At 41.1% G+C, this 20,423-nt stretch carries 15 protein-coding genes and 1 pseudogene; 15 read left to right on the top strand and 1 reads right to left on the bottom strand.

Annotated features, from left to right (window positions below):
* Positions 1-14: 14 nt before the first annotated feature.
* Complete coding sequence (locus tag G613_RS0115815; protein WP_026527378.1) at positions 15-1,217, top strand: MFS transporter; 1,203 nt, start codon at positions 15-17, stop codon at positions 1,215-1,217.
* Positions 1,218-1,304: 87 nt separating this feature from the next.
* On the opposite strand, the gene G613_RS18875 is transcribed toward G613_RS0115815, so the two are convergent.
* The gene (locus tag G613_RS18875; protein WP_029233549.1) at positions 1,305-1,880 is read right to left on the bottom strand and encodes a helix-turn-helix domain-containing protein; all 576 of its coding nucleotides are present in this window, start codon (positions 1,878-1,880) and stop codon (positions 1,305-1,307) included.
* A 57-nt stretch (positions 1,881-1,937) separates the two neighbouring features.
* Between G613_RS18875 and G613_RS0115825 the strand changes: the two genes are divergently transcribed.
* From G613_RS0115825 to G613_RS0115895, 14 genes and pseudogenes are all read left to right on the top strand, one after another.
* Entirely contained in the window at positions 1,938-2,483 is a 546-nt protein-coding gene (locus tag G613_RS0115825) for a flavin reductase family protein (protein WP_029233550.1), read from the top strand.
* Positions 2,484-2,523: 40 nt separating this feature from the next.
* Positions 2,524-2,802 (top strand): annotated as a pseudogene (locus G613_RS0115830) (ABC transporter ATP-binding protein); the annotation flags it as partial.
* Between the two features lie 171 nt (positions 2,803-2,973).
* The gene (locus G613_RS0115835; protein ID WP_029233552.1) at positions 2,974-4,341 is read left to right on the top strand and encodes an MFS transporter; all 1,368 of its coding nucleotides are present in this window, start codon (positions 2,974-2,976) and stop codon (positions 4,339-4,341) included.
* Positions 4,322-5,440 carry a helix-turn-helix domain-containing protein gene (locus tag G613_RS18880; protein WP_029233553.1) on the top strand — a complete coding sequence of 373 codons (1,119 nt, stop codon included), beginning with the start codon at positions 4,322-4,324 and terminating at the stop codon, positions 5,438-5,440. The genes G613_RS0115835 and G613_RS18880 overlap by 20 nt, the downstream gene beginning before the upstream one ends.
* A 122-nt stretch (positions 5,441-5,562) precedes the next feature.
* Positions 5,563-7,161, top strand: a complete 1,599-nt coding sequence (locus G613_RS0115845) for a hypothetical protein (protein WP_029233554.1) — start codon at positions 5,563-5,565, stop codon at positions 7,159-7,161.
* A gap of 36 nt (positions 7,162-7,197) precedes the next feature.
* A complete protein-coding gene (locus tag G613_RS0115850) occupies positions 7,198-10,518 on the top strand; it encodes a tetratricopeptide repeat protein (RefSeq protein ID WP_029233555.1) in 3,321 nt (1,106 codons plus the stop codon).
* A gap of 123 nt (positions 10,519-10,641) precedes the next feature.
* Positions 10,642-11,715, top strand: a complete 1,074-nt coding sequence (locus G613_RS0115855; RefSeq protein WP_029233556.1) for an acyltransferase family protein — start codon at positions 10,642-10,644, stop codon at positions 11,713-11,715.
* Positions 11,712-12,143, top strand: a complete 432-nt coding sequence (locus G613_RS0115860) for a helix-turn-helix domain-containing protein (RefSeq protein ID WP_029233557.1) — start codon at positions 11,712-11,714, stop codon at positions 12,141-12,143. Before G613_RS0115855 ends, G613_RS0115860 begins: the two co-directional genes overlap by 4 nt.
* 344 nt (positions 12,144-12,487) lie before the next feature.
* The gene (locus G613_RS0115870; protein WP_029233558.1) at positions 12,488-13,258 is read left to right on the top strand and encodes an ATP-binding protein; all 771 of its coding nucleotides are present in this window, start codon (positions 12,488-12,490) and stop codon (positions 13,256-13,258) included.
* A 366-nt stretch (positions 13,259-13,624) separates the two neighbouring features.
* Entirely contained in the window at positions 13,625-15,790 is a 2,166-nt protein-coding gene (locus G613_RS0115875) for a M13 family metallopeptidase (RefSeq protein ID WP_029233559.1), read from the top strand.
* Between the two features lie 24 nt (positions 15,791-15,814).
* Positions 15,815-16,660 carry an ABC transporter ATP-binding protein gene (locus tag G613_RS0115880; RefSeq protein WP_029233560.1) on the top strand — a complete coding sequence of 282 codons (846 nt, stop codon included), beginning with the start codon at positions 15,815-15,817 and terminating at the stop codon, positions 16,658-16,660.
* Positions 16,657-17,388, top strand: a complete 732-nt coding sequence (locus G613_RS0115885) for an ABC transporter permease subunit (RefSeq protein WP_029233561.1) — start codon at positions 16,657-16,659, stop codon at positions 17,386-17,388. Before G613_RS0115880 ends, G613_RS0115885 begins: the two co-directional genes overlap by 4 nt.
* Positions 17,385-18,131 carry an ABC transporter permease gene (locus tag G613_RS0115890; RefSeq protein ID WP_029233562.1) on the top strand — a complete coding sequence of 249 codons (747 nt, stop codon included), beginning with the start codon at positions 17,385-17,387 and terminating at the stop codon, positions 18,129-18,131. Before G613_RS0115885 ends, G613_RS0115890 begins: the two co-directional genes overlap by 4 nt.
* A gap of 33 nt (positions 18,132-18,164) precedes the next feature.
* Positions 18,165-20,333 carry a M13 family metallopeptidase gene (locus G613_RS0115895; RefSeq protein ID WP_029233563.1) on the top strand — a complete coding sequence of 723 codons (2,169 nt, stop codon included), beginning with the start codon at positions 18,165-18,167 and terminating at the stop codon, positions 20,331-20,333.
* Positions 20,334-20,423: the final 90 nt, after the last annotated feature.

Genomic DNA, 20,423 nt, shown 5'->3' on the forward strand with positions numbered 1-20,423 from the left:
TAGTGGAGTAGAACATGGATAAAAAAAGGGCTTTGTCTGGCGCCATAATATTTATAACCCTGATGGGAATCGTAAGTCTGTTTTCGGACATGACTCATGAAGGCGCCAGAAGCATATTGGGCGAATATCTGAACCTCGCAGGGGCATCCGCTGCAACCATCGGATTTGTGTCCGGTATAGGAGAATTGTGCGGGTATTCACTAAGGCTCATATCCGGATTTATAGCAGATAAAACGAAGAAATACTGGACATTTGTTATCACAGGCTATGTAATACAGGCTCTGGCGATTCCTGCACTGGCACTCGTACCTGAACATGGCTGGATTTGGGCCTGCGGTCTTGTGATCCTGGAGCGTATCGGAAAAGCGATAAAAAAGCCTGCCAAAAACACATTGGTAAGCTTTGCGGCAAGCGAGATCGGAACCGGAAAAGGCTTTGCCTATCAGGAGTTTCTGGATCAGCTTGGCGCGTTTCTCGGACCGGTACTGCTTTTTGTAACAGCTCTTGTAAAAGGTACAGACGACCTTTTTACAACGTATAGGATCTCTTTTGCGATACTGCTTGTTCCTGCAATGATCACCATAGCTCTTGTTTTGACAGCAAAGATAAGATACCCTGATCCGGAGATCTTTGAAAAGCAGGAAGATAAACCGGCAAGCTTTGAATTCAGGAAGTCATTTGTTCTGTTCATGGCGGCCATCTGCTTTTTTGCTTTTGGCTTTGCAGACTTCACCCTGATCACACTTCATTCGGCTAATACCGGAGCATTTAATGAATCCATGCTCAGCCTGCTATATGCTGGGGCAATGGCTGTGGATGCCTTTGCTGCACTATTCTTTGGCTGGCTTTATGATAAGGTCGGGCTGAAGGCTCTGATCATTTCCACACTATGCAGCACATTCTTCTCATGTTTTGTTTTTATGACTGGAAATGCCTGGTTGATCGGAGCTGGGATAATTCTGTGGGGGATTGGAATGGGTGCGCAGGAAAGTATTATGAAAGCAGCTGTCAGCGGAATCGTCCCGCGTTCCATGCGAAGCACCGGTTTCGGAATATTTGAGACAGGATTTGGTATTGCGTGGTTTCTGGGCAGTTGGCTTCTCGGTGCCCTGTATGATTTGAATCCTGTGTATCTTGTCACTGTGTCTGTGGTATCACAGTTTCTGGCGATTGCATTTTATGCTTTATGCCTCCGGTGCAATAAGACAGAGTGTTAACAATTCCAGTTTGTTGGAATGAGCATTATATTTGAACATAATCTTCCATTAAAATACAACATGGTGGTCGTGATGACCACCATGTTGTTAGTTTATCCGGATATCATCTGCATTATATGTTGCGAAGGGGTGATTGTTATATACAAACACTATCCTTTCGGGCTTGTCGTCTCTTATGAGAGGAATCACATCTACAGATTGATTATAAAAAGATAGGTCTCGTTTTGTAATAAGAGATACGGTGATTGTTTTGCCATCTTTTCCCCAGTCCATATACCACCCACATAGGCTTCGGTATTTTGGAATGTCCACAGAAACAACAAGATCTTCGCCATTCAATTGAACTGTTTTTATCTTGCTCGCATCAGATATCTCCTGGTATCTGGTGAAATAAAGCAATGCACATACCGCAATAAAAAGGGCTGCAGAGAAGGCATAAAGTATTTTTACCTTTGCGCTCAACTTTTTGCGTTGCTTTGTATCAGTTGCGATTTTCTCAATTACCTCAGCATCATCTTTTAAAAGTGAATCAAGAGGAATGTCCAATATCTCTGATAAAGAAACTATTATTTGCAGATCAGGATAATTTCTTTCGCTTTCCCAATTCGAAACAGCTGAACGTGACACACCAATTTTTTCAGCCAATGATAAATGGTTAGACAAATTCAGGTTTGCTGATTTGATTATCTTTCAGCAAAACTTACTGTCTGAGGAGATAAAATGGCAAAAAGACGATCTGTTGATCCTAAATATTCTATGTGTGTACAGCCTTCTTTTATTATTGGCACGAATAACGAGGATGGTTCTGCAAACTTTGCTCCTATCACCTGGGCAAGTGCAACGCATGAAGATGGCGACCAATATTTATTTGTTATAAGTATGGCAGGAACTAAGATGACTAAGAAAAACGTTCTAAGAACCGGTGTCTTTAGTGCAAACCTTGTCAGCATAGATATGCTTCCTCTTATGGATTACTTTGGCTCTAAACATGCCAAAGATGGCGCTAAGAATGATATTTCTTATGAGGTTGTGAGAGGAGAGGTATTGGATGTTCCTGTATTGAATGAAAGCCGATGGGTGTATGAATGCGAGGTTGCAAGAACTGTCGAGACTGGAGATTCAACTACTTTCTTTTGTCATATCCGCAATATACAGATGGATGAAAGACTTACGTGTGAAGATATATTTGATATTGATCTTACGGTGTTGGATCCAGTCATCTATTTCCTGGTGGGGCATCTCAACCATCAAAGCCGTAAGTTTTAAGCTTATGTCTGAAATTGACTGGGACAAGATCGAGGACAAGAGGAAAGCATCCTTCATTATCCTTGATGAGGCAACTGCCAATGTTGATCCTGAGAATGAAAAAGAACTTACGCAGGCCATAGAGAATCTGACAAAAGAAAAGACCATTATCATGATTGCCCACAGGCTTAAGACAGTTAGACATGCAGACCAGATAGTTGTTATTGATAAAGGTCGAATTGTTCAAAAAGGCAAGCATGATGAGCTGATGGAGCAGGATGGATTATATAAGAACTTTGTCAGTGGAAGAAAGCAGGCTGTTAGCTGGAAGATAGCGTGATATAGAATTTTCATAGAATTTCATAACCTACTACCCCCACTCTTGGGGGCTAAAAGAGAAACTTTCCGTAACGGAAAGTTTTTCTTTTACAACTAATACAACAAGTGTATTATAGTAAGTGTCTGTTCCATATAGAATAAAGTCATGAAAACAAGTAAGGAGGCTTTAGATATGGAACAGAACAAGAAAATGTACGGGGAAATCCTTAAGGAACGTGAATATAGAAAACTGATTTTTGCAACAGTTATCAACCGCTTTGGTGATTCTGTTGATGCAATTGCTTTTACATGGCTGGTTTATCAGATTACTCACAGCGCAATGTGGTCAGCAATAGTGTTTGCACTTAATACACTTCCAAATGTAGTGGTACAGCCTTTTGCCGGTGCCATTGTGGAGAAGATGAACAAAAAGCACGTGATAGTAGCTACACACCTTCTCAGAGCTGTAATTATCACATTGTTTGCACTCTTATATAGAGCTGGCCTGGTGAATGCACTGATCATGGCAATTTTCACATTGATCATCACAACAGTTGAATCCTTTAATCTTCCTGCAACATCAGCTTATACAATGCAGGTGATCAAAAAAGAGCATTTGACCTGCGGAATGAGTCTTAACTCCATGCTTTCAAGTGCTGCGTCACTGGCAGGTACAGGAGCTGCAGGCGTGATCATCGCAACAGCCGGTGTTTCTTTTGCAATGATGATTGATGTAGCAACTTTTGTAATAGCAGCAGTGCTTATCAGCGTAATGAAGGCCGGAATAGTTGCAGTTACTGAAGCAGTCAAGGCTGCATCCGCAACTGAAAAAGCAGATGACAAGAAAGAGCAGAGTAAAATTGAATTCTTCCTGGATGGCTTTAGATATGTAGCAAACTCCCGTGTTATCTGCAATTATGGACTGCTTGCAGTTGCACTTAACTTTATGCTTATTCCTATAAATGCGCTTCAGGCACCAATTGTCAGCGAGATATTCAAAATGGGAGGTGAAATCCTCAGTATTGCAGGCGCATTTGCTGCAATCGGAGGTATCGCTGGATCAGCACTTGTACCGGTTCTCTCTAAGAAGCTCTCTCCACTCAAGGTGATAATGCTTGGAACAGCTGCTCTCGGTGTTGCAATGCTTGGAATCGCCTGCGGCGGGCTCTTTGCAGGAAACAATATCGCTTGTTATGTTGACGTGGCAGCTTCATTTTTTGTCATGATGGTAGCAGCATCAACCATCGGCGGCACAATAAACATCCAGTTCATGAAAAATGCTGATCCGAAATATATAGCAAGAGCAGCCGCAGTAATGGGCGCTTGTGGAACAGCATGCATGCCCGTTGGATCATTTCTTTTAAGCGCACTTGTAGCTAAGGTGAGCACAGAGTCAATCCTTATCTTCTGCGTGATCTTTGCGGCAGCTATTTTTGCAGTATTAGTGCTTGTAAAGCCTCAGATGGAGATTGAGGAAGGCTCTCTTGGAATTAAAAAGAGAAATTATCAGCTACCATGGGTTGATAATGGGGGAGTTTTTTATGCAGTTAAAGCTAAATGAAAATATCAAGAAATACCGAAAAGACATGAATCTGACTCAGGAAGAACTGGCAGAAGCCTTTGGGGTCACCGTTGGAGCTGTATCAAAATGGGAAAGCGGAAGCAATGTCCCGGATATTCTGACTCTTATGCAGCTTGCAGACTTTTTTAGTATATCTGTCGACGTACTGCTGGGATATAGTATGTCTTCCAAGAACATCAAAGACATTTCCGACAGGCTGGATGGTCTTTTACACGAGGATAAATATGACGAGGCCATAGCCGAGGCTGAAAAAGCCCTGGTCAGATACCCCGGTAATTTCAAGATACTCACGAGCTGCGCGGATACATACAGTATTGTTTCATCGGTAAAAGACCTTAAGAATTACAGAAACAAAGCGATAGAGCTTTTTGAATCGGCTCTTTGCTACGTTTCACAGAGTGATGACCCGGATCAGGAAGTCTTTAGACTAAAATTTCGTATTGCAACCTTGAAAGGTCGTGATAACCCGGAGAAATCTCTCGAAGAATTTAAAAAGATAAACTATCAGGGAATAGCTGATATCAACATTGCCAATATACTGAGGATGACGGGCAAAATTGATGAAGCAATGGAAACCTACACTAAAGTGCTGGTCTCAATTTTGGTCAAAGTTCTGCAGTTTGCCATGGAAATGTTTATGGTGCTGGTTTCCATGGACAACACCAAAGATTACAAAGAAGCCAGCGAACTCATGGACTGGTTCATGACCATAGTTGATTCAACCAGCACTGATAAAAGGCAGAACAGCTATCTTACCAAGATGAAGATTATGGGACTTATCTTTAAATCTCTGGTTCTTTCCTGTCTCAAAGAGTACGATGACATGGAAAACTGCATCGATACAGCTCTGGAAATAGCCAGGAAATACGATAAAAATCCTTCAAACGATTTTTCTGGCAAGATTAAATTCTGGCATGGAAGTAAGGACTATCACGCATCGATATATGATGAGTTTGGCGTAGGTGCCGTGGCGGGTATCGACAATCTCTTTTCCATAGGTCCTAAGGTGCTTCCTGATAAAGTTATAAAAAAGATGGAAGCAGCGTTGGAGTACTGGAATAGTATAAAGAAAGGATAGATATGCCAAACTGAGTTAGAAAAGATTCCGAATGCATCTTTCTCATAAGGGTGTTTGTATACATAGTAGATGCTGTGCACCTATGTAAAAGTGGTAAAAAAGCACGGTTAAAGGGGCATTTAATGGACAGAAATAAAAACACTAAAAAGAAATTGATGGTTCGGGGAATTCTGCTTCTGGCATTTATAGCAGTTTTGGGATTCAATTATGACAGGATTTATAGGTCTATATTTAATATTATGAATCCTATAGATGCCATATATGAATATGACGGGCAGCATGTTTCAATAAGAGGTCTGTTTGAGGCAAATTATGAAGAGATTCATTATGCAAGTCATCTTGGCGTATCTTGTAGTTCTGGAAGCAGCAGCTCACAAACTCGTGTGTCTGAGTCAACTGGAATAAATATGGGAAATGGTTCTAGCAGCTCAAGTAATGAATTTCAATATGACAGGTACTATGTGGATGACAACAACTATATGTGGGTTGTAAGTGGAAAAATCAATAGTACAGATTCATATTCTTCAATTCTGGGAGACACAACTGATAAGTCTTCAACATCTGAGTATAAGTATTATAAAGGTATGGAAGCCGGAGTTGAGAAGACAGCATATGAGTACATCGGGAGCAAAACCAGAACTTGTTTAGATGTTGAGAAGATTCTTTTACCTGATCTTTCGGAGATGTCAGACGTCAATGTTTTTTTTGATGGAAAACCAGATGAAGAAGGACATTTTGTTATTACTTTTAAAGGAAAAAAGCTTAGTTTCTTAGAGGAAGCTTTTAAAGGAGGATCATTTACTTCAGACAGTTTTACGGAAATCAAATATATATTTGATGCCGAGAGCAGAAAGCTTTTAGCGGTAAAGCTTTCTGGTGAAAGAGACTATGCAATCAATAACGGAACAGGGCATATGTCACGAAGCATGAGCCTTATGGTAACTAAGCTTACTTATGGCGATGTTGATAATATAGATATACCTGAGTTTCTGTGTGAGAATTCCACGATTAATGATGTTCTTACAGAAAAAACTATTATTGAACCGAGTCCTATGCTGACTATTGTCTATGAGTCCGGAAGCGAGAAGGAAAGTGCTGTTAATAGCATCTGGCATGAGGGGCTTAGCGATATGACAGAAGTTAAGAAAAGCTATGCTATTTTTGATAAGGATGAGGGGCTTTTTTTAAGGTATACTTATTATAGAGAAGGAGAGGAGCTTGGAAGCATAATTGTTCCTCTTGTGGTTTCAGGAAACAGAATAATCAATAGTAACAATCTTTATGTATCACCTGATGACATGGTGACAATTGGCAGTCATGGAAGCGTGTGGGTTACACATGATATATCAAGTACTATAACAGGTCAGACCTGCTATAAGATTGATAAAGAAGGGAAGCTGTCATTTAACTACAGTGTAACTAAAGAGGCCAAAGTATCCAATCTTCTTGATGAGGAAGAATTGTCTTTGTATTCAGAAGATGATATAGAAGCATTGAAACGATTAGCGACAGATTATGAACAGGCTAAATTCGCTTCTATGGACAGATATGAGATACTGAAAAATGATGCTTTGAATGTTTATTATGTATTAGATGTTAATGATGATCTTGATAAACTTACTAATGAGTATGGAGTATCATTTATTTCTCAAAAGAAAGCGGACAAGATGATCAGTACTGGGTACGAGGGCATTATCGAGTGGCAGAGTATGGAAGACTAATCAGAATGCGTTCACTTAAAATAGGGAGAGGTAGAAATGGAAGAAGTTAGAATATGGCAAGAAAAGACAATAATTCCTACTTATGAAATTGGTAGTCCGGATAAAAATCCTATGTTTCTGGAAAAGAGAGTGTATCAAGGGAGCTGTGGCAAAATATATCCATATCCAAATACTACAACCATCAGCAGGGAAAAGACTGACCATGAATGGAATGCAGTATATCTGGAAAATGAATATATCAGGGTCATGATCCTTCCTGAGCTTGGGGGACGTATTCAGAGAGCCTACGACAAGACTAATGATTATGACTTTGTTTATTATAATCATGTGATTAAGCCTGCACTTGTTGGCCTTACCGGGCCATGGATTTCAGGTGGTATAGAGTTTAACTGGCCTCAGCATCACAGACCAACCACATATTCACCTGTGGACTACAAGATAGTTGACAATGATGATGGTAGCAAAACACTCATAACAGGCGATATTGACCAGATGTACGGAACCAAAGAGGTTACTAAGTTTACTCTTTATCCGGACAAGGCTTATATAGAGATTACAGGTCAGCTCTATAACAGGACGCCACTACCGCAGACTTTCCTGTGGTGGGCAAATCCTGCGGTTTCTGTTAATGATCATACTCAGTCAATATTCCCACCGGATGTACACAGTGTTTACGACCATGGTAAAAGAGCTGTATCACGCTTTCCAATAGCTACCGGTGAGTATTATAAGCATGACTACAGTGAAGGCGTTGATATATCCAGGTATAAGAACATTCCTGTTCCTACATCCTACATGGCGGAAAAATCAGATTATAACTTTGTTGGGGGCTATGATTACCAGAAAAAGGCTGGCCTTCTTCATGTTGCTGATCACCATGTTTCTCCGGGCAAAAAGCAGTGGACCTGGGGATGCGGTGACTTCGGTAAAGCCTGGGACAGAAATCTTACTGATGAAGATGGACCATACATTGAGCTGATGACAGGTATGTACTGTGATAATCAGCCTGATTTTTCGTGGCTTAAACCCTATGAAGAAAAGGTATTCAAGCAGTACTTTATGCCTTACAAGGCTGTAGGACAGGTCAAAAATGCCACCATTAACGCAGCTCTTAATCTGGAGTTTGATGATAAGGGCATCCATGTGATCGTATATGCCACATCTCCAAGAGAGAATGCCCATATTGTTCTTGAATACGATGGAAAAAGAGTATATGACAAGGAAACCAAGCTGTCACCGGTTGATGTTTATGATGCCAATATTTCTTTTGACGAGCTTGGAATAACTGGGGCAAGTGTCGACGAAAACAATAAGGATTCAGATATATATAAATTCAAGATATCTGTACTTGACGGAAAAAGAGAGCTGGTGTCTTATAAGCCAGTTTTCCAGGGAGTTCCGGAGCTGGCAGAACCGGCAAAAGCTGCAAAAGAACCTCAGGATATACTGACCAATGAAGAACTGTATCTTACAGGTCAGCATATTGAGCAGTATCGACATGCCACATGGCTTCCTGATCCGTATTACCTGGAAGGGCTGAAAAGAGATCCCGGTGATACCAGAATAAATAACGCCTACGGACTTCTTCTTTTCAGAAGAGGCCAGTTTGAGCTTTCAGAGAAGTATTTCAGAACAGCTCTTAAAAGACTTACAAGTATGCATCCAAATCCCTATGACTCAGAGCCATACTACAATCTGGGTCTGGCCCTGTTTTATCAGGAAAAGTATGATGAGGCCTTTGATGCCTTTTATAAGGCAACCTGGGTTAACGAACTTCAGGAGATGTCTTTCTACTACCTGGCGGCAATTGCCACAAGGAGAGAGGACTATGCTGAGGCGCTTGAGCTTGTAGAAAAGGGCCTTGTTAAGAATGCTCACAACATCAAGGCAAGGGGGCTTAAGGCAGCAATCCTTATGAAGCTTGGAAGGACCGGAGAGGCAAGAAGCTGTATCCACGATAATCTCAGGCTCGACGCTTTTGACTTTGTTTCCATGTTCCTTCTGTATACCCTGTCAGAAAGCAAAGACTACACAGGAGATGCTTTCCACAGGATAACCAGAGATTTCCATGAAACCTACCTTTTAGTCGCAAGAGACCTTGCTGAGGCAGGTTTGTACGAGGAAGCTGCTTCTGCGTTATCTCTTTTCCCGGGAGATAAACCAATGATTCATTACTATCTTGGGGCATACTATCAGAAACTTGGAAGAGATGATAAGGCGGCAGAAGAGTTCACAAAGGCAAAAGAAAGTGATTCCGCATATTGCTTCCCTAATAAGCTTGAAGATATTGCTGTGCTTAGAACTGCGATAAATCATGATGATCATGATGCCATGGCCAGATACTATCTTGGTTGTCTTTTCTACGACAAACTGCAGTATGAAGAGGCAATCAGCCTGTGGGAGGAAGCAAAAAAGATAGACGACTGTTTCCCAACACTCCTAAGGAATCTTTCTATAGCCTATTACAATAAAATGGGCGATAAGGATAAGGCGAGAGCTTGTCTGGAAAGGGCCTTTGAACTTAATAAGGCTGATGCCAGAGTATTCCTTGAGCTTGACCAGTTATATCAGAAATTGCAGGTTCCGCTTAGGGATAGATATAAGCTTTATATGGATAACATTGAGCTTATTGAAAAGAGAGATGATCTTTACACTGAGTATGTGACACTTCTTAATGACCTTGAAATGCATGACGAGGCCTATGACAGGATTACTTCCCACAGCTTCCAGACCTGGGAAGGCGCTGAGGGTAAGATTACGACCCAGTTCAAGGTATGCCTGGTAGAGAAGGCAAAAGTTCTTTTGCAGGATGGAGATGGTGAAGGTGCAAAAAAGCTTCTTGAAAAGGCTCTTGAATATCCGGAGAACCTTGGAGAAGGAAGACTCGAAGGAACCAAGGATAACCATATTTACTACAACCTTGGACTTGCCTATGAGCTCATGGGGGATAAGGACAGGGCAAAAGAGTGCTATGAAAAGGCAACACTTGGTGCAATGGAGGTCGCAGGAATGATGTATTACTATGATCAGCCTGCTGACATGATCTTGTACCAGGGCCTTGCCAAGGCAAAACTTGGAGACCAAAAGGCCGCCAATGCCAGATTCTATAAGCTTCTCGACTACGGTGAGCAGCATCTTAGAGATGAGTTCAAGATGGATTATTTTGCTGTTTCCATGCCGGATATGTCAGTGTTTGATGCCGACATGACACAGAAAAATACTATCCACTGCTATTATCTTATGGGCCTTGCAAATCTGGGCCTTGGCAGGAGAGACGAGGCAGCCAGGTACTTTAATAGGGTGCTTGAGCAGGATAATACTCATCAGAACGCGTATATTTATTTGAAGATGGACTAATACGCTCGCAACCAAATTTAACAAAAAATAGCAAAATATGTAAGCTTCGCTTGGTAGACAGGCGGAGCTTACTTTTTTATGATTGAGAAAAATGTTAAAATAATTAGCAAAGGTGGTACAAATATGAGAAAGGTATATTTGGATAATATTCGCTGGATAACAGTAGTGCTGGTTGTCATCTATCATGTAATCTACATATTCAACGGCGTTACACAGCATGGAATCATCGGTCCCTTCAGTGAACATCAGCCCCAGGATACATATCAGTACATTGTATATCCTTGGTTCATGTTACTTCTTTTTGTGGTATCCGGCATGTCAGCCCGTTATGAACTAGTTAAACGAACAGAAAAGGAATTCATCAGGGTAAGGACGAGAAAATATCTTGTGCCATCAACAATCGGACTTCTGGTTTTCGGCTGGGTTCTTGGCTATTACAACATGCTGATCTCCGGCGCTTTTGATTCCATGGGCAATGTACCAAAGCCAATTCTTTTCCTGATAATGGCAGTCAGCGGGTCAGGTCCTCTGTGGTACTTACAGATGCTCTGGCTCTTCAGCCTGATACTGGTACTGATCAGAAAGATAGAAAAAGACAGATTCTATATTATCTGCGGCAGAGCCAATCTTTTGATAGTTATGCTGCTTGTCATCCCGGTATACGGAGCTGCTCAAATACTTAACACACCGATGATAGTGGTATACAGATTCGGTATCTACGGACTGGGCTTTTTGATCGGCTACTTTGTACTGTCCCATGACGAAGTGATGGATCGACTTGGCAAAAACTGGCTGTTATTAAGCATTCTTGCCCTCGCATCCTGCATAGCCTTTGTGATTTTATATAAAGGTCAGTCTTATCCGGATCACGTGGTTCTGGATACAATTATGTGCAATGTATACGCATGGTTTGGAACTCTTGGTATACTTGCCTTCATGAAAAAATGGGGGAATTTTGAGAATGCTTTCTCAAGGTGGATGTGCCGAAAATCATGGGGCCTCTACGTATTCCATTATCTGATGATAGCGGTCAGCGGGTGGTATCTGCATACATTATGTCCGTTCCTTGCCCCCGTCATCGTATACCTGTTGGTTGCAATAGCAGCATTCGCAGGCGCTTACCTTCTGTATGAGATCATAAGCCGCATACCTCTCATAAGGTGGTGTGTTCTGGGAATAAAAAAGGAGAAGTTATGAGTTTTGCAGACAATCTTATGGAATTGAGAAAGGTTAATAACCTGTCACAGGAGGAAATTGCAGAGAAGATAGGCGTATCCAGACAGACGCTTTCAAAATATGAGACCGGAGAGTCGCTTCCGGATATAGAGAGGTGTAAGATGCTGGCTGACCTCTTTGGTGTAACCATGGACGATCTTATATCATATGAAAAGAATGATTCGGATAACCTGGGCTGTGTTATACCGCCGAAAGGAAAACATATCTTTGGAATGGTCAAAGTGGGAGATAAAGGTCAGATCGTTATTCCTGCCAAGGCAAGAAAGATCTTCGATATTAAAACAGGCGACAATCTTATTGTCCTCGGAGATGAATTCCAGGGTATAGCTCTCATTAAGGAAACTGGCCTTCTCGGTCTTATCAACAGTGCGAAAGAAAGTATGGAGTGACTAAGAAAAGAAGAGCAATCATGCTTGAGACACAATCATGCAATGCAGTGGCATTAAGATATGACAGAAGGCGCCCACGGCAACTCTTGGGAGAAGTGTGGAAGCTGCGGCCGGAGAGAACGAGGTTCTTTTTGTGATGAAATAATAAGTATGTTTTTTAGGAGCTTTTCCTTCCAGGGAGAGCTCTTTTTGCTGTCATTCCCTGGAACAGTCTGCACTTTTCTATACCTTCAAGGTTCATTATTTTTCTCCAAAATGTGGTTTAAACAACATACTTGTTATGAACAGTATATTATACTGACACCATCAGAACAAGAATAAGGGTCAAACAGAGAGGTCAAAAGATGGTAAGAAAGATAATAAAGATTGATGAAGAAAAGTGCAATGGATGCGGAATTTGTGCTAATGCATGTCATGAAGGCGCTATTGATATCGTGAACGGAAAGGCAAAACTTGTAAGAGAGAACTTCTGTGATGGATTTGGGGATTGTCTGCCGGGATGTCCAATGGGAGCGATCTCTTTTGAAGAAAGGGAAGCACCTGCTTATGACGAAGCAGCTGTAAAGGCAGCACAGGAAAAGAAAGGATTGGTAAAGGATATGCATCAGTGCGAAAACAAGATGATGAAAGAAATGGAACAACACGCTGCAGGACATGGATGCCCCGGTTCAAGGTTTATGACACTTAAGAGTGGCAATCAGGAAGACATTGATCCCGGACAGGACATGATATCAAGAATGAGCACTCATCCATCAAGACTGATGCAGTGGCCATGCCAGATAAAGCTCCTTCCAACGCAGGCAGACTTTTATAATGGGGCCAAGCTCCTCATTGCAGCTGACTGCACAGCATACGCCTACGCAAATATGCATGAGGAATTCATGAAGGGTAAGGTTACATTGATCGGATGCCCCAAACTTGACGAAGGCGACTATACTGAGAAGCTTACGGAGATCATTTCAAACAACGATATCACCAGCGTGACCATAGTTAGAATGGAAGTTCCCTGCTGTGGAGGACTTCAGAGAGCGGCAGAGAATGCGATAAGAAACAGCGGAAAGTTTTTACCATGGCAGGTTGTGACAATTTCAAGGGATGGTGAGATACTAGATTAAGAAAAAGAGTTGATAAATGGACCACAAACCCGCCCTCCAAGAGAGCATTAAAAGACCTGCCATCATATTCGGCCAGGTCTTTTAATTTTGCGTGAGTTTTTGAATCTTCATCAAGAGAAGCGGCCCAAAGAGCCGGCATGAGCCATAGCACATTCTAAAGAAGATGTAAAGAAAAACAAAACGAAATAAAAAATAAAAATATTATTAAAAAAAGAGAATTTCATTCTGATAAGCAGACTATATGAAATATAATTAATTATATTTCATGTAGTATTTATGCAACTTTGCGTAACATTACTGTCAGGTAATTTAATTGATTGATCGTGATTAAGATAGTATGCCTGCGGATAAGAGAAAGGATAGCTAATGAGAAACAAAGAATGGAGCGTATTCAGAAAAACTACAGCTGTGATTCTTACAGCTACTTTGGTGCTCATATCTGCGGGCTGTGGAAAAGGCGGGAACGCGGCTGAATCTGATCTATCGAATGAGGAAGGCTCTGGTTCTGATCCTTCTGGAATTCCCGGGGGAGGAAAATGGGTTGATTCTGACGTTGTATTCACAGTCAGGTCTGAGGATAATATACGTTTTCAGGATGATTTTGCAGCGGCTGCCAATAAAGATTTTATTGCATCTGCTGTTCTGGACCCCGCATATGAAGAGGCCAGTATATTTCTTGATGCAAATAAGTTGATGTATGAAAGATATATGGAGATTGCTTCTGATGAGGCTATGTCAGGTGATAATGCAGAAAGATATAAAGCATTGGTTAAACTGTATTCTGATTGGGATGAGCGAAACAAGCTTGGAGTAAAGCCTCTTGAAAAGTATATTTCGGATATACAGAGCATATCCTCTATAAGTGAGCTTACGCAGTATCAGGGGAGCACTACGAGAAATCCCTTTGGGCTGGGGCTGTTAATCCCGGAAGCTGTGAGTACACAAATACAGTTCCCGGACAAGAGCACGTTAAAGCTTCAGGCTCCAAAGCTCTCTCTGGGGTCTAATTCCTCATATGTGGAGTATACAAGCAATACATTAGCAGCTAAAGAAAAAAACGATGATGTAATCTTCTATTTCCTTGGAAGGCTTGCTTTTTCTGAAAAAGAGATCAAGGCTATCCTGAAAGGCAATTACCGTATAGAGACTTTTATCGCAAGAAACAGTAATATCGAAAACTTCGGTGTTGGGGAGATGTTTACACAGGCTCAGAACACCAGGGAAGGGCTGAAGGCTTTACAAGGGGATTATCCGCTTTTACAGATATTGGATAGCAGAGGCTATTTGAAATGTGACAGCTTTTATGTGGATTATTCCTATCTGCAGTCCTTACATAAGATCTATACCGAAAAGAACCTTGAAGATATCAAGTCATTCCTCATTGTACAGACCATTGATTCAGTTAAATACCTTCTCGACCGCGAATCATATGAAAAGATGGTTAAGCTGTATATGAACGGTGCTGATAACTATGAGGGAATTTCAGATAGCCAGAATAGTGTCCTTTTTAGAAATGACATTAAAATCTGTGGCTTTTTACCATTGCTGGATACTTTGTATCTGGAAAAATATTATACAGATGACGAAAAAATAGCTAAGATAAATGAATTTACAAGTGCACTGATAAAGGCGTATGCACAAATACTGGATGAAGAAGACTGGATGTCAGAAGAAACAAGGACAGCTGCAAAGGGGAAGCTGCAAAATATGGCTTTGCATCTTGTAAAGCCTGATAATATCGCCGATTATTCAGCTGCGGACATAAAGTCCTATGAAGAAGGAGGAAATCTTGTAGAAGCTGCTGCTGAGGGCAGACGGATGATAGAAACTCACATGGCAGTTAAAAGCGCTGATTCAAATTGGGATAGATATAAATGGGATATTTACGATGCTTCCAGAACTACTACCGAAGTCAATTGTGTGTACTATTGCAACGAAAATGGCATCTATATAATGGCGGGATATCTGGCTATGTGCGATGCTGCTTTTGGAGAAGATGCATCACTTGAGCAGTTTGCAGGCATCGTAGGAACTACGATTGGCCATGAGATAACCCATGGATTTGATTCAAACGGAACAAAGTTTGATCTTTACGGGCGCCAGTTTGATGATGATAAAATCCCCATTGATTGGATGACACCACAGGACAGGTCAAAGATGGATGAAAAAGCATCAAAGCTGGCAGGATACTTCTCACTGGCAAGGCCGATTCCGGGGCAGCAGAAGGTAAATGGAAATGCTGTAAAAGATGAGGCTATTGCTGATATGGGAGGTGTCAAATCAGTACTTTATGCGGTAAGGGAAATACCTGATTTTGATTATGATGAGTTTTTCAGAGCCTTTGCAAGACAATATGCGGAGCAGACAACTGAGGAAAATGAACTTGATACCATGAAAAGCGACATGCATCCGCTTCCGTTCCACAGGGTAAATATTGTTCTTCAGCAATTTGATGAATTTATAGAAACCTATGATATAAAGCCGGGAGATGGAATGTACCTGAGTCCGGAAAAAAGAGTCAATGTCTGGTGATATCTGTTAGGAAGGAGACAAACTATGGGATCAGAGACTTCAAATGCAGCAATAAGGCTTGATAACATAATCAAAAGCTATGGTAAACATGACGTACTTAAAGGTGTCACCATGCAGGTGAATAAGGGAGATATCTACGGCCTGGTAGGCAAGAACGGAGCAGGTAAAACCACTATTTTTAAGATGATTCTGGGACTGTCAGAATACACTTCAGGCAATGTTTCCATAGCCGGTTCCCGGAACCGAAAAGAGCTGTTTGCAAACCGATCAAAGGTAGGCTTCTTTGTCGGATCCAATTTTTATGGTTATCTTTCCGGCAGGGCGAACCTCGAATACTACGCAGCAGCTAAGGGGCTTAAGGGAAAAGCGTTAAAGGAGGAAGTGGACCGTGTTCTAAAGGTTGTTGGTCTTGTAGACGGTAAGGAAAAGCAGAAAGCTAAGGGCTATTCCCTTGGAATGAAACAGCGTCTCGGAATAGGCAATGCAATCCTTGGTAATCCGGATATTCTCATTCTGGATGAGCCGACCAACGGTCTTGATCCTCAGGGAATAGCAGATATTCGTCATATGATACGGCGGTTTAGAGATGAGTTTGGCATGACAGTCATAGTTTCAAGCCATATTCTGGGAGAACTGGAGAATACCGCGGACCGTTTCGGTATAGTACATGAAGGCGTTATAGCAAAAGAAATCACACAGGAGGACCTGTCTGCAAAGCGCCCGGAAGTGGAACTTACAGTCTCAGCCGGAAATTTGGAAAGAGCTAAAAGTGTTCTTGCAGAGAATGGTATTGATATTCTTAAAGAAGGAAAAGAGAAAGTTACTCTGGAAGATTATTACTTTGAACTCATTGGAGGATCTGCAGAATGAGAAATTTGTTAAGAGCGGATTTGAAGCGTATCTTTCGGGTTGGTCTTATTTATATAGGGCTTTTGCTGGCGCTGATCTATATTTCATATACGGTGCTTGAAGGCGTTATAAATGATGGCTCAATTGGACTGGTAAGAGGTGTGCAGAAGTCGCTTAACGGGGCGCCTATAGCTCTTTTTATAGTTTTTCCCGCTTTCTATGCTGTTTTTGCCCATGAGCTGTCCTCAAAGTCCATGCAGGCTATACTTGGTCATGGCATAACAAGGGATAAGCTCATAGTTGCCAAGCTTCTTGATGCGGCAATTGTTCTTCTTTGCGTGTACCTGGTCATCATTGTGGCAACCCTTGTAGTAATAAACGGAGAATCAGCAATTATATTAAGCTCGCAGCAGCAGACGAACCTTGTTATTTTTATCATACTGAGGTGGCTTAGACATTTTGGATACATTGTCTTTTCAGCTATGATCATGTACATTTCAGGCTCCACGGTTCTTGGTATAGTCGCTTGTGTAGCATTTACGGTTGTGTTTAGACTTGTGTTTAACATGATAGAATTTTTTTCCTCACTGTCATTATATGACTATACCTTTGATGGTCTTTTGGACTGGGCATATACCGGAATAGAGATGGAAGCTTTCCCGTGGCAGCTTCTTCCGGCAGCCTGCTATCTCTTGGCAGCACTGGCAATCACTACCTATTTCTTCCGGAGAAAGGAGTTTGACTTTTGAAAAATCTTATTTTTGCAGATGTAAAAAGAATCCTGAGAAAGCCGGCATATTGGATTGTGCTTGCAATATGTCTGTTAATTTCGTTTTTCTGGACCTTGGGTGCAAAAAGAAATGGAACCGTAAGCGGCCTTACTTTTGCCACTAATCAGGGAACTGCTATAAATACAATGAATCTTTTTATAGGGATTGCTATTTATGTGAGCGTCTACGCCGATGAGTTTTCGTCTAATTCTATGCAGTGCCTTATTGGAAGAGGAATTTCAAGAAAAAGACTCCTTATCGCCAAGTTCATTAACTGCGTGATCATTACCTTTATTTCTTATGGAATCTATGCCCTTTTTATCACCTTAACAGGTCTGATAATGGGCGCAGACATGAACATGCCAGAGAGCAGCTTTTTGTACAGTACGATATTGACCAATGCTTTTCTTATCCTGGGTTATGCAACCATATCCATGATTATTCTTTTCTGGAGTAAGAATGTTGCCTATGCAACTTTGGTGGATGCATTTCTTCTTTTTGCGGGAGATACACTGCTGAGCGGACTGAATATGATTCCGGTGATAAAATTCTGGCATATAGACAGGCACGTTTTTTCACATGCCCTTGCATGTGCCAAAGTAGATCTGCTTCTAACTGGTGGAACAGCAATATTTACACTCCTTTGGCACGTTGCAAAAATCTGTGTTATTTCGATTATTCTGGCATATCTGCTCTTTAGGAAAAAAGAGCTGGATTTCTGATTTTTATTGGCGGAGAAGAAAGGAATTTCAAGCATGAAAAAGAGAGCGGTATCTCTGATTATATGTATGGCTATGGTAGGGACTATTATGGCCTGTGGTAATAACGCGGCTCCTTTGGAGGTTGTTGATGAAGCGCCGCAAGCAATATCAGTGGTGGAAGAAAGCACTGAAAATGAAGAAACAGATACGTCCGTCAGTGAAGGAAATTCAGACGCACCGGCAGGTGAAGAGGAAAAAGAGACGGTAACGACAGGAGGATATCCGTGGATAAACTCGGACATAAAAGAGAATGTTACTCCTGACATGGAGGTTTCTCCTAAGGATGATTTTCATCTCTATGTAAATAAAGGATGGCTTTTGGAGAATGATATCCCAGATGGATATACGATATGGTCTCATTACCATGAGCGGGAAATTGAAATAAAAAAACAGTGCATGGAGCTATTAGCAGATGAGACCATAGATGGCCATGATGCTGAAGTAGTCCGAACATATAATAATCTGCTTTTAGACTGGAATGCCAGAAATGAAGCCGGATATACGGATATAAAAGAAGGCTATGAGAAAATTCTCGAAGCAAGTAGTGTTGAAGATATAAGCGGACTTATCACGGACAAAGATACGGCTTTTGAGTATTACAATTTTATGGCATATGCTGTAAGAAGCGGCCTTAATGATCCGAGTAAATACCTGCTTTGCGTGGATACACCGACGCTTATTCTGAAAGATTCTGCTGAGTATTCTAATAGGACAGAAATTGGAGATATTTATTATAATTCGGGAAAAGAATTGTTTTCGTTTATGTCGGGGAAACTGGGAATGTCAGCGGAGGATGCTGTTAAGTATTTTGATGCAGCGATTGAATTGGAAGGAAAGCTTTCAGAATCAATATATACCACAATGGAGAAGAAAGGTGAAGGATATCTGGATAAGGTAAACAATGAGATGAGCTTTGAGGAACTGGCTGCACTTTCTGTGAAACTTCCTATAGCAGCCATTATTGAGGCGGTCGGATATAAATATGATGGCATATATCTTGTTACTACTCCTGATTATTTTAAAACTCTTGATGAGGTGTACACAGATGACAATTTGGATGGCATCAAGGGAATCTTGCTATTCAATTATTTTTCAAAGTATGCAAAATACCTCGATAAAGAAACTTACGATAAAACAAATGAGTTGAATGCCAAGTATCTTGGTACAAGTGGGACATTATCTGATAAAGAGAACGCTTATAATATTGTCACAGATTTACTTCCCGTATCAATGCAGAAAGTATACATTGCAAAGTACGGATCTGAAGAAGACAAAAAGAGAATGGAAGATTTGTGTCAGCAGGTTATCGATACTTATAGAGAGCTGCTTAATGAGAATAGCTGGGCTTCGGATGAAGTTAAGAAAAAAGCCATTGAAAAACTGGATAAGATAGCCATTCATGCCGCTTACCCGGATAAATTCAGAGACACTTCCGATATTGATATTTCTGATTGTTCACTTATTGAAGCTACCAGGCGCATCTGGATGGCTGAGACAAAGCATGATATGAGTTGTTTAGGCCAAAACCTTGATAAGGACATGTGGGCAGAAGGCTTTAATATTTTAACCTGCAATGCCGGGTATGATCCGTCTGCCAACACTATTAACATGATCATAGGAATGATGGGAGAACCTTTCTATTCAAGTGATATGGACGTGGAAGAGATGTACGCCTCAATTGGAGCATTCTGGGTGGGACATGAAGTGTCACATGCTTTTGATAACTATGGATCACAGTTTGATGCTGAAGGAAAATATAAAGACTGGTGGACAGAAGATGATAAGGCAGAATTTATGAGACGTGTAAAAAAGCTGGATGATTACCTTGATAGTATAGTTGTCTTTGGAGATTACAATTGCATAGGTACGAATATTGATACTGAAATGGTGGCTGATATAACCGGACTTCAATGTGCTCTTAGGATGGCTTCAAAAGTAGATGGATTTAACTATGATAAATTTTTTACAAAGTATGCTCAGATTAATGCTAATCTTGCTATTTACAGTTCTGAATTAACTAACCTTTTACAGGATGAGCATCCAAGAGACTATCTAAGAACAAATGTCCCTGTTCAACAGTTTGAAGAGTTTTATGAAACCTACGATGTAAGAGAAGGCGATAATATGTACCTTGCTCCTGAAGACAGGCTTTTGATCTGGTGATCCATCAGCCGGAGCATTATTTTGGCAGAAAAGCTCTGACTGAGTATATCCCTAATTTGTATTAAGTTATAGCAACCAACAAAGAAAGGA

This window comes from Butyrivibrio sp. VCB2006 (assembly GCF_000420945.1).
In the GTDB taxonomy this organism is placed as follows: Bacteria; Bacillota; Clostridia; order Lachnospirales; family Lachnospiraceae; genus Butyrivibrio.

Excerpts from the sequence above, each read along its gene's own strand:
- G613_RS0115855 (WP_029233556.1), top strand. The coding sequence starts at position 10,642 with ATGAGAAAGGTATATTTGGATAATATTCGCTGGATAACAGTAGTGCTG.
- G613_RS0115860 (WP_029233557.1), top strand. The coding sequence starts at position 11,712 with ATGAGTTTTGCAGACAATCTTATGGAATTGAGAAAGGTTAATAACCTG.
- G613_RS18880 (WP_029233553.1), top strand. The coding sequence starts at position 4,322 with ATGCAGTTAAAGCTAAATGAAAATATCAAGAAATACCGAAAAGACATG.
- G613_RS0115845 (WP_029233554.1), top strand. The coding sequence starts at position 5,563 with ATGGACAGAAATAAAAACACTAAAAAGAAATTGATGGTTCGGGGAATT.
- G613_RS0115825 (WP_029233550.1), top strand. The coding sequence starts at position 1,938 with ATGGCAAAAAGACGATCTGTTGATCCTAAATATTCTATGTGTGTACAG.
- G613_RS0115895 (WP_029233563.1), top strand. The coding sequence starts at position 18,165 with ATGAAAAAGAGAGCGGTATCTCTGATTATATGTATGGCTATGGTAGGG.
- G613_RS0115835 (WP_029233552.1), top strand. The coding sequence starts at position 2,974 with ATGGAACAGAACAAGAAAATGTACGGGGAAATCCTTAAGGAACGTGAA.
- G613_RS0115880 (WP_029233560.1), top strand. The coding sequence starts at position 15,815 with ATGGGATCAGAGACTTCAAATGCAGCAATAAGGCTTGATAACATAATC.
- G613_RS0115850 (WP_029233555.1), top strand. The coding sequence starts at position 7,198 with ATGGAAGAAGTTAGAATATGGCAAGAAAAGACAATAATTCCTACTTAT.
- G613_RS0115885 (WP_029233561.1), top strand. The coding sequence starts at position 16,657 with ATGAGAAATTTGTTAAGAGCGGATTTGAAGCGTATCTTTCGGGTTGGT.
- G613_RS0115875 (WP_029233559.1), top strand. The coding sequence starts at position 13,625 with ATGAGAAACAAAGAATGGAGCGTATTCAGAAAAACTACAGCTGTGATT.
- G613_RS0115870 (WP_029233558.1), top strand. The coding sequence starts at position 12,488 with ATGGTAAGAAAGATAATAAAGATTGATGAAGAAAAGTGCAATGGATGC.
- G613_RS0115815 (WP_026527378.1), top strand. The coding sequence starts at position 15 with ATGGATAAAAAAAGGGCTTTGTCTGGCGCCATAATATTTATAACCCTG.